General features: G+C 36.1%; 12 protein-coding genes. 4 read left to right on the top strand and 8 right to left on the bottom strand.

The window, feature by feature from the left end; translation table 11 throughout:
• Positions 1-72: 72 nt before the first annotated feature.
• The 3 genes from B5X51_RS04595 (at position 73) to B5X51_RS04585 (ending at position 4,810) form a co-directional block, all read left to right on the top strand.
• On the top strand, positions 73-2,244 hold the full coding sequence (locus tag B5X51_RS04595; protein ID WP_079719720.1) for a S9 family peptidase: 2,172 nt from the start codon (positions 73-75) through the stop codon (positions 2,242-2,244).
• Positions 2,245-2,249: 5 nt separating this feature from the next.
• Positions 2,250-4,166 (top strand): peptide MFS transporter, encoded by a 1,917-nt coding sequence (locus tag B5X51_RS04590; protein ID WP_079719719.1) that lies wholly within the window; start codon positions 2,250-2,252, stop codon positions 4,164-4,166.
• A gap of 101 nt (positions 4,167-4,267) precedes the next feature.
• Positions 4,268-4,810 (top strand): thioredoxin family protein, encoded by a 543-nt coding sequence (locus B5X51_RS04585; protein WP_079719718.1) that lies wholly within the window; start codon positions 4,268-4,270, stop codon positions 4,808-4,810.
• A 165-nt stretch (positions 4,811-4,975) separates the two neighbouring features.
• On the opposite strand, the gene B5X51_RS04580 is transcribed toward B5X51_RS04585, so the two are convergent.
• The 5 genes from B5X51_RS04580 to surE all read right to left on the bottom strand — a co-directional run bounded on the left by B5X51_RS04580 (position 4,976) and on the right by surE (position 10,055).
• Positions 4,976-7,021 carry a ComEC/Rec2 family competence protein gene (locus B5X51_RS04580; protein WP_079719717.1) on the bottom strand — a complete coding sequence of 682 codons (2,046 nt, stop codon included), beginning with the start codon at positions 7,019-7,021 and terminating at the stop codon, positions 4,976-4,978.
• Between the two features lie 52 nt (positions 7,022-7,073).
• The gene (locus B5X51_RS04575) at positions 7,074-7,613 is read right to left on the bottom strand and encodes a C40 family peptidase (protein WP_079719716.1); all 540 of its coding nucleotides are present in this window, start codon (positions 7,611-7,613) and stop codon (positions 7,074-7,076) included.
• Positions 7,614-7,684: 71 nt separating this feature from the next.
• Positions 7,685-8,824 (bottom strand): lipid-A-disaccharide synthase, encoded by a 1,140-nt coding sequence (gene lpxB / locus B5X51_RS04570; protein ID WP_079719715.1) that lies wholly within the window; start codon positions 8,822-8,824, stop codon positions 7,685-7,687.
• A gap of 174 nt (positions 8,825-8,998) precedes the next feature.
• Positions 8,999-9,280, bottom strand: coding sequence for a hypothetical protein (locus B5X51_RS04565; RefSeq protein WP_079719714.1), 282 nt, complete (start codon positions 9,278-9,280; stop codon positions 8,999-9,001).
• Positions 9,273-10,055 (bottom strand): 5'/3'-nucleotidase SurE, encoded by a 783-nt coding sequence (gene surE, locus B5X51_RS04560; protein ID WP_079719713.1) that lies wholly within the window; start codon positions 10,053-10,055, stop codon positions 9,273-9,275. Before surE ends, B5X51_RS04565 begins: the two co-directional genes overlap by 8 nt.
• Positions 10,056-10,200: 145 nt before the next feature.
• Here surE and B5X51_RS04555 point away from each other — a divergent pair, with 145 nt between their 5' ends.
• Complete coding sequence (locus B5X51_RS04555; protein WP_079719712.1) at positions 10,201-12,336, top strand: carboxy terminal-processing peptidase; 2,136 nt, start codon at positions 10,201-10,203, stop codon at positions 12,334-12,336.
• A gap of 221 nt (positions 12,337-12,557) precedes the next feature.
• Here B5X51_RS04555 and rodA read toward each other — a convergent pair whose 3' ends face one another.
• From rodA to mreC, 3 genes are all read right to left on the bottom strand, one after another.
• Positions 12,558-13,808, bottom strand: a complete 1,251-nt coding sequence (rodA, locus tag B5X51_RS04550) for a rod shape-determining protein RodA (RefSeq protein WP_079719711.1) — start codon at positions 13,806-13,808, stop codon at positions 12,558-12,560.
• Entirely contained in the window at positions 13,809-15,677 is a 1,869-nt protein-coding gene (gene mrdA, locus B5X51_RS04545; protein WP_079719710.1) for a penicillin-binding protein 2, read from the bottom strand.
• Positions 15,678-16,169: 492 nt separating this feature from the next.
• On the bottom strand, positions 16,170-16,994 hold the full coding sequence (gene mreC / locus B5X51_RS04535) for a rod shape-determining protein MreC (RefSeq protein WP_079719708.1): 825 nt from the start codon (positions 16,992-16,994) through the stop codon (positions 16,170-16,172).
• Between the last annotated feature and the right edge of the window lie 13 nt (positions 16,995-17,007).

Here is a 17,007-nt window from a genome sequence, read left to right as displayed (position 1 = left end):
TAACACTCAAATACTACTCTTTTTGCTGAAATTTTAGTAAACTTGGCATTTAAAATTCATTCTATAAATTTTATGAAGTTCTCAAAAATATTGGTTGGGTTGTTAATTGCGGCAACCTCAACTATTTACGCTCAAAATAAAGAGGTTAGCCTCGAAGAAATCTACGATGGTACCTTTAGACAGGAACGTTTACAGTCCCTGCAATCTTTGGATAATGGTAAAGAATACGTTGTTTTAAATCGCGACCGTAATGCCAATACGAGCAGCATAGATGTATTTTCTTATAAAAGTGGTGATAAGCTTAGAAGTCTTTTGAATAGTGCAGATCTTAGTGAAATTTCCGGTTTTCAGGGATTTGAACTTAGTGAAAATGAAGATAAGATTTTGCTTTCTACCAATTTAGAGCAAATTTACCGACGCTCCTCGCGCGGAATTTATTACATCTACGATGTAGAAGATAAAACACTTACCAAATTAAGCGACAACAAAGTACAGGAACCAACTTTCTCTCCAGATGCTTCAAAAGTAGCCTATGTTTTTGAAAATAATATTTACACCTACGATATCGCTTCAGGCGAAGAAACTCAAGTAACTACAGATGGCGAGAAAAATAAGCTGATCAATGGGGTTACCGATTGGGTTTACGAAGAGGAATTTGCCTTTGTAAGAGCTTTCGACTGGAATAAAACAGGAACTCATTTGGCTTATCTAAAGTTTGATGAATCTGAAGTTCCGGAATTTTCTATGGATATGTTTGGCCAGGATCTATACCCGAGTCAACAGGTTTTTAAATATCCTAAAGCGGGAGAAACAAATTCTGAAGTTTCCCTTTACACTTATGAGTTAGCTGCTGAAGAAAGTAAAAAAGTTGAACTTGGAGATTATAATGATTTTTATATTCCAAGAATTAAGTGGACGCAGGATCCTGAGATTTTAAGTGTACAGGTATTAAACAGACACCAAAACGATTTAGATCTTATTTTTGTTGATGCTGAAGATAATGAAGCTGAAGTGGTAATGAATGAGACTGATGAAGCTTATATAGATATCACGAACAACCTTACTTTTCTTGAAGACAACAGTTTTATTTGGACCAGTGAAAAAGACGGTTGGAATCACATCTACCTTTATGATGAAGACGGTGAACTGGAAAATCAGATAACCGAAGGAAACTGGGAAGTAACCAACTATTATGGTTACGATAAAGATTCTAAGAAGATCTTTTATCAGAGTACAGAAAACGGAAGCGTTAACCGCGATGTATATTCTATAAAAATTAACGGTAAAAACAAAAACCGTTTAACTGAAAAAGAAGGGATGAACAGCGCCGATTTTAGCGCAGACTATACCTATTTCATCAATTCTCACACAAGCACCGAAACTCCTTATGAATTCACCTTACATAATGCGAAAAACGGTAAACTGGTAAGAAAGATTAAAGATAATTCGGCTTTACTGGAAAAAGAAGCGGCTTATAACTTCGCTCCAAAGGAATTGAGCACTATTGAGGTGAATGGCAACGAGCTTAATATGTGGATGATCAAGCCAAACGATTTTGACGAAAATAAAAAATATCCCTTATTAATGTTTCAATATTCCGGCCCGGGTTCACAGTCGGTTTCTAATTCTTATTTCGGCACTAACGATTACTGGTATCAATTATTGGCTAACGAAGGCTATATTGTAGTAACTGTAGACGGCCGTGGTACAGGATTTAAAGGTGCAGCCTTTAAAAAAGTAACCCAAAATGAACTTGGTAAATATGAAGTTGAGGACCAAATTGCTGCGGCAAAAAAGTTTGGTGCAATGGATTATATAGATGAAGACCGAATTGGAATTTGGGGATGGAGCTACGGTGGTTTTATGTCTTCTAACGCTATTCTTAAAGGAAACGATACTTTTTCTATGGCCATAGCTGTAGCGCCGGTAATTAGCTGGAGATTCTACGATACTATTTATACCGAAAGATACATGACTACGCCTCAGGAAAACCCTTCAGGTTATGATGAGAATTCACCTATTAACCACGCAGAGAAACTAAAAGGAGATTATCTTTTAATTCACGGTGGGGGAGACGATAATGTACACCTTCAAAATACCATGAGAATGGTTGAAGCTTTGGTGCAGGCGAATAAGCAATTTGACTGGGCTATATATCCAGACAGAAATCACGGGATTTATGGTGGAAATACAAGATTACATTTGTATACACTGATGACTGATTTTATAAAAGAAAAACTATAATTTAAATGGCAACAGCAACAAACAGAGCACCTCAAAAAGAACTTTTTGGGCACCCGGTAGGACTTTACATCTTATTTTTTACTGAAATGTGGGAGCGTTTTTCCTATTATGGAATGCGTGCAATCCTGGTTTTATATTTGGTAAGTGCCACAACCGGTGGGAACGCAGGTCTTGGTTGGACAGGTGGAGAAGCCATTGCGCTATATGGCTGGTATACCATGCTTGTTTATGTAGCCTCTATTCCCGGGGGTATTATAGCAGATAAACTTCTGGGCCAAAAGAAGACAGTATTATGGGGAGGAATAATCCTGGTAGCTGGTCATGGTATTTTGGCTGTAGAAGAAATGTGGGCATTTTATAGTGGACTGGCGTTAATTATTGTTGGAGTTGGAATGCTTAAACCAAATATCTCAACAATGGTTGGAGGTTTATATAAGCCCGGCGATATAAGAAGAGATAAAGGGTTTACCATCTTTTATATTGGGATAAACCTTGGAGCCTTTCTTTCCAGTTTAATTGTTGGATATGTTGGTGAGAATATTGGCTGGCACTATGGTTTCGGCCTTGCTGGTATAGCTATGGCACTTGGACTAATAGTCTATCTATGGGGACAAAAGTATTTGTTAAATGTTGGGAATCTTTTATCCAAGGTAGAGCGTAGTGAGGGAGCTTCTTTAAGTAATATGTTTAGTGAGCTATTAAAATCACCACTACAACTGGTTATTACTTCAATATTAATGATAGGCTCTATATATGTTCTTATTATAGAATCTATTCCATTTGGATTACTGTTTATCTTTTTAACTCTTGTAGTTGCTTTAATGCTTATGGTATACAAAGACCTTACTACGCAGGTTATGAAGGATAGATATGTGGTAATGATCTTATCTTTCCTGCTTGTAGTTGTTTTTTGGGGAGCTTTTGAGCAAGCCGGAGGATTAATGAATATTTATGCAGCCGATAAGACGGACCGTACTTTATCTTTTAGTTTACCGCTTATTGGTAATGAGGTGCCGGCAACTTGGTTTCAGTCCTTAAATGCTATGTTTATCATTATTTTTGGAGTAATAATTGCAAATTTCTGGGCAAAAAGAAAATTGAAGAATAAAGAAGCTTCCTCAATCTTTAAAATGTCTACAGGGGTAATTATTATGGGGCTCGGCTTCTTATTTATGGCCATAGCTGCAAAAGAGTATTCTGCCTTTGAAAGTAAATCGGCTATGTATTGGTTAGTGCTTGCTTACTTACTACATACCATTGGAGAACTTTGTTCTTCCCCTGTAGCGCTTTCTTTTATTACCAAACTTGCGCCTGTAAAATATGCTTCTCTTATGATGGGTGTTTATTTTGCTGCTACAGGACTTGGAAATAAAATGGCAGGACTTATTGGGGAATTCTCTCAGGGAGAACCAGCTACTGTCCAGTTAAGCACAGAGGGCAGTGATATGGCTAATAGATTGCAATTAAACGATACAATACTTCAAAATAAAAATGACTTTACGTTTAACGGGTTCGTTTACCTGGATAATAATGAGCTTGCGGTAACTAATATGGAAACTGAGGCACCGGTAATGGGGCTTATAGAATTTGAGAACGAAAATCAAAAGTTAGAGATCATAGAAAATCTTAAAGAAGAAGGTGTGACTGCCCAGGATCCTTATCATGTAATGCTTAATTTTAGGCAGGAGGAAGATAAAGTTGGATATTACGGAGATTTTGTAATTGAAGAAGTACAAACTCAGTTAGAGTTTAGAACTTTTATTGGTATTACCATATTCACAACGATATTTGGATTAATTGTGATTTTTATGCTGAAACCTTTAAAGCGATTAACGCACGGTGCTGAAGATAACGAGCGTGAAATGCTGGAGCAGGAACAATACGAAATTGCAGATACTGAAAGAGATAATAGAAACTCTTAAACTATTTTAAAACAAAAAACGTTCTTTAATTTTAGGAACGTTTTTTGTTTCTTGTTAGGTTCAACATCTAAATCGACCAAGTGTTTAAAATATTCAGAATAATGCGGAAACTTACTTTTTTTATTTTCTTAATTTTTATAGGAGTTGCTGTTCAAGCTCAGGAGATTAATTGGATGAGCATGAACGAAGCTCTGGCAGCACAGGAAAAAGAACCTAAAAAGATCTTTATGGATGCTTATACCGTTTGGTGTGGCCCCTGCAAAATGTTAGATAAAAATACGTTTAGCCACAGTGATGTAATTGAGTTTGTAAATGAAAATTATTATCCGGTAAAGTTTAATGCTGAAGGTAACGAGGAAATTGATTTTAAAGGGCAGCTATTTGAAAATCCGCAATACGATCCTGAAAAGAAAAAAAGAAGAAATTCGCCGCATCAATTAGCAAGAGCTTTAAAGATTACCGGCTATCCCAGCCTTGTTTTTTTTGACGAAGAAGCAAATTTAATTGCTCCTATTGCCGGTTATAGAACACCAAAACAGCTGGAGCTTTATCTAAAACTCTTTGCCGAAGATGAATATAAAAAAATGACTTCAAAGGAAGCTTTTGCAGTATACCAGGAGAATTTTGAAGGTTCTTTTGAATAAATTTCTTCGAGGCAAATCTCGGAGCATTAAAACTTGATTATCGAGTGAAATATTTCAGCAGAATTTAATGAGGTATAATTTGAAAAATACTTTTGAATTGGGACAAATCTCAACGCGTTTGTCTTACTTATAGAGTAAAATTTAAGTGTTAGTTGATAGTGAGCCTTAAGGTTCAGTAGAGATGCGGAAAGCCCCGTTTTTACCAGTATGGTGAAAACGGGCTTTTTGTTTTCTGGCTGTTTCTGCCCAGCGAGTTACATAGCTATGATAATTACTTCCGTCGGCTATAATTAGCTTCGGATTTAAATTCCTAATTAGACGTTCTAAATTGACTTTAGGAGAATTTCGAAGTAAGACTATATCTGGATTAAAATGACTCAACTTATAAACTGCGCTGCTATCAACGATTAAAATTGATGCCTTAGAATTATTCAAAATATCAGGAATTGGCTTTTCTTCAATTTTGTGAATATTCCTCCCTGTTTTGTAATCTTTAAGCCGAATTTCAGCTTCCATTTGGTTTTCCAGATTATGGTAAATCGTAAATTGATTATTCTTTTTAAGACCTATCATGGTTTTTCTTGGTTTATGAAAAACAATGCTTTCTGAAGTTGAATTCTGCATCTTACTATAGAGCATACTGCTCTGAAATATTAAAACTCCACAGAGAAAGAAAATAAGATTTCTGAAGCTTTTTTGATAGATTAAAAGAATAAAAATGAATATCAATAGGTAGGCACTAAGGTTTTGCCAGATATTGAAATGGATATCGGTGAACACAAAATCTTCTTTTCCTGCCACCCAACCAATAAAATGATTCATCAAACCAATAAGGTTTCCGTAGGTTTTAGCTAGAATGTCCGGCAGGAGTTTCAATAAAGCTAGTAGAATAACGAGAATTCCCAGGCCGAGAATTATTCCCAGAACCGGTAAAACTACCAGGTTAGAAAGAAAGAATAAACCCGGAAATTGGTGAAAATAAAATAAACTTAAGGGCAGCACCCCAATTTGCGCAGCGATGCTCACAGTCAATAGTCCCCAGAAATACTTTGTAATTTTAAATTTTGGTTGCCACAGCTTAAATAGTTTAGGCTGAATGGTAACAATTGCAAAAACCGCAAGATAACTCAGTTGAAAGCCAACCTGAAATATGAAATATGGATTTACGAGGAGTAAAATAAACAGGGAAATAAACAAACTGTTCAAAACACTGGTTTTTCTTCGCATTTGCATTCCGATAGCGATAAAAGAAAACATCGTTACCGCCCGAACTACCGATGGCGAAAGGCCTGCTAACATAGCGAAGCTCCACATTAAAAAAATTAGAATAAAGGTTTTTAAAACAAGTCCGTTTTTTAGATAATTAAGAGGAGCGAAGAGCCAATTTAAAATAAGTAAAATAATACCCACGTGGAGGCCAGAAACTGCTAGAATATGAATGGCACCCGCTGCAGCATACTCATCGTAAATCTCTTTTGAAATATCCTGTCGCTGCCCTAATAATAAAGCCTGCATTATGGCCAGTTCATTTTTGTTGAATTTAGCTTCAGAAAGGTTTTGGACTAGTTGTTCCCTGAAATTAGAGAAATGAGTAAAAAGCTTCTTTTCTGTATGCGGTAAAATTTGTATTTCGACTTTACTTAGTTGCAATTGCTTTTCTACCTTCTGTTTTTGCATAAACTCTCGGTAATTAAACCGATAGGGATTTAGGGGCTCTGCAATATTTCTAAGCTTACTTGGCACTAGCAATTTCATTCCAGGCTTTATATTACTGGAAATAGAATCCTTTGAAATATTTAGTAAGATCTTTCCTGTTACCGCAATTGAATTTTTATCTGAAAAGATCCTTTCCGCTTCAGCGATATACGGTTGGTTATAAAGATTGGGCTTCAGGGATTCAATAACACGAACTTGCATGACATCTGCTTCCGCAGTTTGGAGATTGATGTAATGTTGCGGCTGGTTTTTAGGCTGGTGCAAATAAGCGGTTGCCATTCCTAAACTAAAAATCAAACTCCAGGTACATATTCCGAAGAAGGCATCGTCAAATAGTTTCCTACGCGCTCTGAAAAAACTTATACAGAAAATAAGAAATAGTAGACCCAAAAATATGAAAAGCAGTATTGAGGGTAGATCAATATAAAATCCGGTAATGATTCCCAGGATCAGTAATATGGAAAGTTTTATGATGGTAAAATTCAAAAATTGCATCCCTATTGTTTTTTGTAGTAGGGCAGCAATAATGTTTTGAAGATACTAAAATTTATAAAATTCTGCGAGCCATTACAAAAGAGTTGTTCCAGTAAGGTTCAGATAGGGAGGAGATAATCACACCGCGGGAGGTGGAGGCATGAATAAAATAGATATCGTCTTGTTCTATTTCTATCACCAAGCCAACGTGATTAATTACTTTTCTATTCTTATTTGTTTCAAAAAAGAGCAAATCGCCCGCAGTTACCTGTTTTATATATAAGCGTTCACCTTCCAGGGACATTGCACGAGAAGTTCTGGGAATTGCGATATCTTCTTCTAAAAATGCGGTGTAAATAAGTCCGGAACAGTCCATGCCTCGCTTCGTAGCTCCGCCGTATTTATAGCGTGTTCCTTCAAAACTTTTTGCATTAGAAATGATATCATAAACTTTTCTATTGGCGGGTTCAACTTCAGTATTTCCTGAACGTGAATATCGCTCAGAACGATTTTCTTCACTTTTAGTAGTGATGACCTTAGAGCGTGAGCTTCCGCAGGAAATAAGACTTATAACAAAAAAGCCTAAAAAAAGTGATTTAAAAACTTTCAACATAGATCAATTTTTAATCCCTCATTGAGGGTTTAAATTTTCCGAGGCCTGGCTCGAAATTATAAAAAACCCTACTAATTTCTCGTGGCTTTGCCTCCAGGTTTTTGAATGGATTTGACAATAAGTTTCGCTGTTTTTTCGCTGGCACCTTTTCCTCCTAATTTTTGCTCTAATTCAAAATAGTCTTTGAAGATTTTGGTGCGATGCTCTTCTTCCAGTATTTTCTTAAACTCTTTTTTGAGTGTTTTAGTATTGAAATCGTTCTGAATTAATTCCTTTACCGCCTCACGATTCATAATGAGATTTACCAGTGAGATATAATCTAAGTTAACAATTCTACGGGCAATTTGGTAGGAAACATAGCTGCCTTTATAGCAAACCACTTCTGGGATTTTAAACAATGCGGTTTCTAAAGTCGCAGTGCCCGAGGTTACCATAGCTGCGTGGGCAAGACTTAGTACATCGTAGGTTTTGTTCATTATCAATTTAATGTTCTTTTGCTTAATAAAGGGAGCGTAGAACTCTGCATCCTGGCTGGGTGCACCTGCAATTACAAATTGGTATTCAGGGAAATCTGGGGTGATGCTCAACATAACTTCTAGCATTTTTGAAATTTCCTGTTTACGACTGCCCGGCAATATGGCAATTATAGGTCTTGTATCCAGCTCATATTCTTTTTTTAATGCCGCTACATCTGGGAGGTTTTTTTGGCCAATGGCATCAATAAGCGGATGCCCTACAAAATGAACCGGAAAATTATGTTTTTCTTCATAAAACTCCTTTTCAAAAGGAAGTATAACATACATATGGTCTATGTCCCGTTTTATCGCATTGATCCTGTTTTCTTTCCAGGCCCAAATTTGTGGGGAAATATAGTAATGGGTCTGGTAGCCTTCTTCTTTAGCCCATTTGGCGATTCTTAAATTAAAGCCGGGATAGTCTACAAAAATAATGGCATCAGGATTAAACGCACTGATGTCTTCCTTGCAAAAGGAAATATTCTTAAGAATAGTTTTTAGATTGAAAAGAACCTCTACAAAACCCATAAAGGCCAATTCCCGATAATGTTTCACCATGTGTCCACCTTGTTCCTGCATAAGATCGCCCCCCCAAAACCTAAAATCAGCATGGGGATCGTTTTCTTTTAAAGCGCGCATCAGGTTAGATGCGTGCAGGTCTCCAGAAGCTTCACCAGCAATAATGTAGTATTTCATCAGTTTATAAATTAATCCCGAATTGGGAATTTATCACAGGTTTTAGTCATATCCGTGTACGTTTTCCTATTTACTCGATAATCGAGATTGTCTCGAAATCAAATTATATTTTACTATAAAAATGCTTCTTAGGCCTTGCCTGAAGTTATTTACATCCAGCATTGCCTACTTTATTTAAACAATTTTAGAGATGAAAATAAAAATTGCAGCTATTATACTAGCTAATAAAACACCTCTTGCGTGATAGTTTTGCTTTTTCCTTATAAAAATAAAAAAAGGCAAAAAGTTTAAAATTGCACCCAGGGCAATTAATTTTCCAATATAGCCTTGCGCAATCGCATCGTCCAGGGTTTCATCTATTCCCATTTCAGAAAAAATTAAGATATAAAGGAAAACACCGCCAATATTGGCAGAAATCCCTGTCAGAAATCCTATAAAGATGTTTTGCTTAATCATTAAGCTCCCAATTATTTAAATCGTCTAAAAAGTGATGAGCAGTTAAATCAAATTGTACCGGTACAACTGAAACGAAACCATTTTGTAAAGCCCATTCATCTGTATCTTCACCTTTATCTTTGTTTACAAATTTACCGGTAAGCCAATAATATTCCCTGCCCTGCGGATTAGTTCTTTTGTCAAATTCCTCTTCCCATTGCGCATTTGCCTGTCTACAAACCTTCATTCCTTTAATTTCTGAGGAAGATAATTTTGGAATATTTACATTTAGAACAACGCCGGTTGGCAGGCCATTTTTAAGCACATTTTTGGTAATGGCTTTTACAAATTTTCTTGCCGGTTCAAAATCGGCATTAAGAGAATAATCCAGTAAAGAAAATCCTATAGCGGGAATACCTTCTACGCCGGCTTCTACTGCAGCACTCATTGTACCTGAATAAATTACATTTATCGAGGAATTAGAACCGTGATTAATTCCGCTAACACAAAGATCTGGTTTACGGTGCAGAATTTCCTGAGTGGCGATTTTTACACAATCAGCAGGGGTACCAGAACAGCTGTATTCTTTATGTTTGTAGTTTTCTTTGATAGTTACTTGTTCACAAAATAGGGTGTCACTTATAGTAATCGCGTGGCCCATTCCGCTTTGCGGGCTATCTGGAGCCACAACTACAACATCACCCAGCTCTTTCATTACTTCTATTAAAGTTCTTATTCCCGGGGCTGTAATGCCATCGTCATTGGTTACTAAAATCAAAGGTCTCTTCTTAGTCATAGCTTAATTTTATATAGGCTAAAATAGTAATTTAAGGCAGAAACCTTATCTTAGTAGTTTAACAAATTATTATTACCTGTTAGCTTTATTGGCACAATTTTTAATGTATTTTGGAGAGCTCTTAATGATGAAATTTATGCGATTTATGAAAAGGAATTTAAAAATCTTAGTGGTAGTGCTTCTAATGGCTGCCACCTCCTGTAGTTTTACTACTAAAAAATTTGACGACCCTAATAAAGATAAGCTTCTTATAGACCTTATTACTTACGTACTTAATGAAGGTCACTATGATGCCCGTGATATTAATGACGAATTTTCTGAAGGTGTATATGACAAATATCTTGAAGGTTTAGATGGGTCTAAACGTTTCTTTTATGAAAGTGATATTAAAGAATTTGATGATTACAGAAGTAAAATAGATGACCAGATCAAAGAAAAGCAAATCGACTTTTTTGATTTGACATACAATCGACTTATAAAACGATCTGAAGAAGCACGAGGTATATTTAAAGAAGTGCTTGAAAAACCTTTTGATTTTTCTGAAACTGAACATATAAATACAGATTTTTCTGAAGCCAATTATGTTTCTTCAAAGCAGGAATTAAAAGAGCGTTGGAGAAAGCAGCTTAAATTTTCTACGCTTATTACTTACTACGATAAAGTTGAAGAAGAAGAACAGAAAAAGGAACAAGATTCAGAGTACGAAATGAAGTCTAAAGAAGAGCTGGAAAAAGAAGCCCGTAAGGTGACTTTAAGTTCTTTGGAAGAGTATTATGATTTCACTGATGATCTTCAGCGTAAAGATTATTTTTCTATTTATTTGAACTCAATTGTAGAAGCTTTTGATCCTCATACCTTTTATTTTGCTCCTCAGGATAAAGATAGGTTTGATATTGCCATGTCAGGAAAACTTGAGGGAATTGGAGCCAGACTGCAAAAGAAAAGTGACAATATTACCATTACTGAAGTTATTTCAGGTGGTCCTGCCTGGAGAAGTGAAGAGCTTTCTGCCGGAGACCAGATTTTGAAAGTGCAGCAAGATGGAGAGGATGATCCTGTAAGTATTGTAGGGATGCGCCTGGAAGATGCCGTAGATTTAATTAAAGGCCCAAAAGACTCTAAAGTTACCTTGACAGTTCGTAAAAAACTAATGGGTAATATAGAAGAGATCACACTTATCCGTGATATTGTAGAAATTGAAGAAACCTATGCTAAGACAGCTATGGTTAAAGAAGAAGGAAAGAATTTTGGAATAATAAATTTGCCTAAATTCTATTTTAATATGGAAGATTATGAAGAGCGAAACGCTGCTTCCGATATAAAAAAAGATATTATTAGATTGAAGGAACAGGATATGGACGGCCTGGTACTTGACCTTAGAAATAATGGTGGAGGATCTTTAAAAACGGTTGTAGATATTGCGGGACTTTTTATTGAAGAAGGTCCAATAGTTCAGGTGAAATCTAATGGACAAAGAAAGGATGTACTTTCAGACGAAGATCCTTCCGTACTTTGGGATGGTCCACTTGTAATTTTGGTAAATGAGCTCTCGGCTTCGGCTTCAGAGATTCTTGCCGCTGCAATGCAGGATTATAAAAGGGCAATTATTATTGGTAGCAAACAAACCTATGGAAAAGGAACTGTTCAAAATGTAATAGATCTAAATCGTTGGTTAAGAAGTAACGAATTTGGGGATGTAGGTGCACTTAAGTTGACTACGCAAAAGTTTTATAGAGTAAATGGTGGCTCTACGCAATTAGAGGGTGTAAAAAGTGATGTAGTGGTCCCAGATCGTTACAGCTTTATAGATATAGGAGAGAAAGATCAGGATAATCCGTTACCATGGGATAAAATAGATCCTGCTACTTATGATGTTTGGGAAGGCTATGTAAATTTTGAAAAGACCATTGCAGAAAGTAAAGAAAGAATGAACTCCAACGAGCAGTTACAGCTTATAGAGAAACACGCTAAATGGATAAAAGATCAAAGTGAGGATAATTCCCACTCCCTGAATTTTGATGAATATGCTTTAACAGCTGAAAGAAACCAGGAAATGGCTAAAAGTTTCGATTCTATTAAGAACTATAAGACCAATCTTACTTTTATTTCTTTACCTTATGAAGAGGAGTTATTTCAAAACGATACTATTCTAAAGGAGAAAAGAGACCGTTGGCATACAAACTTGAGTAAAGATGTATATGTTGAAGAAGCAATTCACGTGCTGGCCGATATGAAAAAGAATAATATAAGACAGGATAAATTAGCTAAGATTCGAGACTAATTTTTCTATTAAAAGAGATAAAAGCGCTTCAGAAATGAGGCGCTTTTTTTATGCGTTTGTATCTTATTTATCATCAAAGCGAAATTGATCTAATTCTGTTCAATTTAGCCAGGAAACTGTTTCTGAAAAACTTAGATTTGCATTATGCTTAAACGAAAATATATTTACCCGTTAGTCATTTTAATTGTCGCTGCAATGCTTCTCCTAGCAGAACGTTGCAATTAAAAAGATATCCTTTCTGAATCTAGCTTTATAAAAATAAAGAGTAGGATTGTAAAAGCCCAAAGGCCTGAGCCACCGTAGCTTAAGAATGGTAAAGGAATACCTACAGTAGGAAAAATGCCAATAACCATCCCAATGTTTACCAGGAAGTGCATAAAAATAATTCCAATTACACCATATCCATAAACCCGGGTAAAGGTAGAACGTTGCCGTTCTGCTAAATAGAGTAGACGCAGCATAAGTAGGACGAAAAGAATAAGTATAAATGTGCTGCCTAAAAAGCCCCATTCTTCTCCTACCGTACTAAAAATATAGTCTGTATGTTGTTCTGGAACAAAATGACCCTTTGTTTGAGTTCCTTCGGTCCAGCCCTTGCCAAATAAGCCGCCGCTGCCAATTGCAATTTCACTTTGATTCGTATTATAACCAATTCCGCGGGAATCTACTTCTTTTCCTAATACAATATTGAAACGATCCCTATGATGCTGTTTGAAAATATTTTCAAACACATAATTAACCGAAAGAGAGAAGCCTACGGCTACGGCTGCAAAAAAAAGATATTTAATAAGGTTTGGTTTTCTTTTTAAGTTTTTAAGATAAACTAACACGGCGATTAATAATATGCCACCAATTACCCATAAAGGTCCAAAAGCTAGTGTAGCTACAAAAAGAGTAGCGGCAAAGAAGCCTAATAATAAATAAGCGAAATGCAGCCCTTCCCGATAAAGTGCGAAAGCAAAGGAGAAATAAACCATAGCACTTCCTGCATCTGGCTGTAGAAGCACTAAAATCATTGGTAATGCTATAATTAGGAAAACCTTTAATTGGTGCTTAAAATCTTTAATATTAGTTTGTATGCCGCTTAAATATTTAGCTACAGCAAGTGCTGTTGCAGCTTTCGCAAATTCTGCGGGTTGAATACTAATAGATCCTATTTTATACCAGGCAGTTTGGCCGGCAATGGTACTACCAAACACAAAAAGTCCTGCCAAACTAAGTAAGCTTATGCTGTAGATAACACTAGAAAAGCGTTGGTAAAACTTTGCTTCTATAGAGAGTAGTAAAATTATTAGGAGAATACTTAAAGATATAAACAGCGCTTGCCGCCCATAAGGCGCATCCATATTAAGGAAATCAACGGGATTGTTTGTTCCCAATGAGGCCGAATAAATATTAACCCAACCAAAACCTACCAGTAAGATATAAATTAAAATAGTGATCCAATCGAATCCGGTATTGCTTTTCGCCATTTATTGATTGATTATAAAAGGTTCCCCGCTTATTGGTTTTGCATATTCTTCTTCAAGGCTGTGTTCTAGAATCCACTTTTCCAAATCTGTTCGGGTTATTTCTCTTTTAATATATTTTTCAACCATCAAGCTTGCAATTTTTCCGGCATAACGACTCCCCCAGTATCCATTCTCCACGAATACGGCAATGGCAATTTTTGGATTGTCTACCGGTGCAAAAGCCACAAAGATGGAGTGATCTGTAAGTTGGGTGCGCTTCCCATCTATTTTTGTGAAATTTTCTGCAGTACCGGTTTTTCCGGCAATTTCAATACCAGGTATTTGTAGACTCCTGGCAGTTCCATTTTTATAAACCTGGTGCATTCCTTCAACTACCGGGTCAAAATGTTCTCTATCTATAGTGGTTTCATTCTTTACGGTAAACTTTTCTTCCTTAATAGGTTCTCCATCAACTTTCTTTAAAATATGCGGGGTGTAATACCAACCGCGATTTGCAATAATAGCCGTCATATTCGCTAGCTGAATGGGTGTCATTAAAACCTCCCCCTGGCCAATAGCATTAGAAAGTGTGGCAGAAGCATACCATTTATAAGTTGGGTAATTGTAAATTCGGTTATAATAATCTGCATCAGGTATTTTTCCGGGCCTTCCCGTGCTGAGGTCATTCCCCATAAACTGTCCAAGACCAAAACTTTTTAAATGCTTGTTCCAGGTATCCATTCCTTCTTGTGGACTGGGATATTTTTCAATGGTTTTTCTATATACCTGGGCGAAATAAGAATTACAGGAGTTTGCAATACCCGGAACTAAATCTAACGGACTTGCATGTGGGTGGCAACCCATTCTTCTGCCTCTACCATAAGTATATCCATGATTACAGGAAAAGGTATCATTGATATCTACAACACCTTCCTGTAACGCAATTAAACCGGTTAAAGCTTTAAAAGGTGAGCCGGGAGGATATTCGGCTAAAAGTCCACGATCATAAAGTGGCTGGGCAATGGAATCATAATAAAGCCTGGTGTAATTAGGAGACCTTTTTCGGCCCACTAATAGAGCGGGATCATAAGTAGGTGCTGTTACCAGGGATAAAATTTCGCCACTACCGGGTTCTATAGCTACAATTCCACCGCGTTTATTTTTCATTAATTTCTCCCCATAGGCCTGAAGTTGCGCATCTATGGTTATGCTAATATCCTTTCCTTTGGTTGGTAGCGTATCGTAAATACCTTCTTTATACGGCCCAATATCTCTGTTAAACCTATCTTTTTGGATGTATTTTACGCCTTTTTCGCCACGTAGTAATTCTTCGTAAACTTTTTCTACACCGCTTCTACCAATAAGGTCACCAGAAATGTAATAAGGATCTTCATTAACTTTTTTCTGATTTACCTGGGCAATATAGCCCAATACATTGGCGCTGTTATCTACCTGATAATCCCTTAAAGAACGTTTCTGAATATAAAAACCTTCATATTTACGCATTTTTTCCTGTAAATAGGCATATTCAGCTTTAGTGAGCTGCGGGATGATTACCGAAGGAAGAATAGGAGAATAGATTTTTGCTTTATCGAGTCGGCGTCCTAATTCTTCGGGTTCAATACTTAGAATTTCACAAAATTCAGTAGTGTCAAAAGGTTTTAGGTTTCTGGGAATGGCCATCACATCATAAGAAGGCTGGTTAGAAACCATTAATTTTCCATTTCTATCTGAAATATAACCCCGTTGCGGATAATCATAAACTACTTCTATGGCGTTATCCTGGGATCTTACCGCGAAAGAATCGTTAATTACCTGTAGATAGAAAAGCCGGGCGAGAAATACGAGACCGGTAGTAAAGATAATAATGTATAATAATAATTTTCTCATCTATATTTTTTGCTGAAAACGGCTAAACTTAGTATAATCATAATAACACTAAAGATACCTGAAAATAACGTTTTCTTTAGGACTATTATTATATGGTTTAAGCTGAACATTTCCAAGAAAAATAATATAAAATGATGAATTAAAATACTTATAAAAATATAACTCAACCTGGCCCCAATTGGGGTTGTAGAAAGTCTTAAGTTTTGATGATCATAGCTTATTCCAAAAGAGAAGCGGAGTAAATTAGGTCTAATAAAAGCAATTACCGTACAGGCTGCTGCATGAATCCCACCACTATCTTCAAAAAGATCTATACTGAAGCCTAATAAAAAAGCCAATACTAGAAATACACTCTGATTAGCATTAAAAGGATAAAGTAGGATAAATAACACATACAGATATGGGTTGATGTAACCCAAAAAATTAATATTGTTAAGTATAAGTACTTGTATAAATACTAAACCCACAAACCTGATGATATTTTTTAGAATACTATTGTTCATCTTCCTGCTCTAATTCCAGTATTTCTTTTCGTTCCAGGTTCTCAATAATATATACGTAACCAATGTTGGTCATATCATTAAAGAGCATGACATTAATGTTGTAGTAACTTTCGCTTTGGTCAAGTTTAAAATCTTCAATGCTGCCTATAGGAATTCCTTCAGGAAAAATTAATGATTTACCTCCGGTAACAATGGTATCCCCCTTTTTTACCGGCGCCTGCCTTGGAACATCAATCAATTGAACAATATTTGGATCTTTTCCATTCCAAATCAAACTCCCAAAATGATTGGTTTTGCTTAGTTGTGCATTAATCCTTGACTCTGAATTTAATATGGAAATCACACGTGAAAACCTATTGTTAACCCTGTCTATAATACCAATTACACCTTTACTGGTTATTACTCCAAATTCAGATTTTATCCCGGCTTCTTTACCCTGGTTCAGGGTAAGGAAGTTGTTGGGTTTGGCGTAATTGTTATTAATTACTCTTGCGGTTCTAAAATAATAAGTACCATCAAAACTGGAGGTATCTGTATAATTTTCAACAGAAATTGTATCATTTAAATTAGTAAGTACATTTCGCAATTGCTTATTCTCCTCCATAAGGCGCTCGTTGTACTCATCTAAATGCATATACTTATCAAAATCGTTAGCCCAGGAATAGATGCCTCCTGTAACCACATTAGCTGAGCTTATAAAACTGCTTTTGTGAAAGGAATGGGATTGAATCGTGAAAAATACAGCTAAGGCTAGCAGAAATAAGAATAGAATATTATTCTTATTCCGGATAAGAAAATTGAAAATTTGCTGCATAAAACTACTTCTC

Source organism: Salegentibacter holothuriorum (assembly GCF_900168045.1).
Lineage (GTDB): Bacteria > Bacteroidota > Bacteroidia > Flavobacteriales > Flavobacteriaceae > Salegentibacter > Salegentibacter holothuriorum.
The sequence above is the reverse complement of the archived record's forward strand: the minus strand, read 5'-3'. Positions and strand labels throughout refer to the sequence as shown.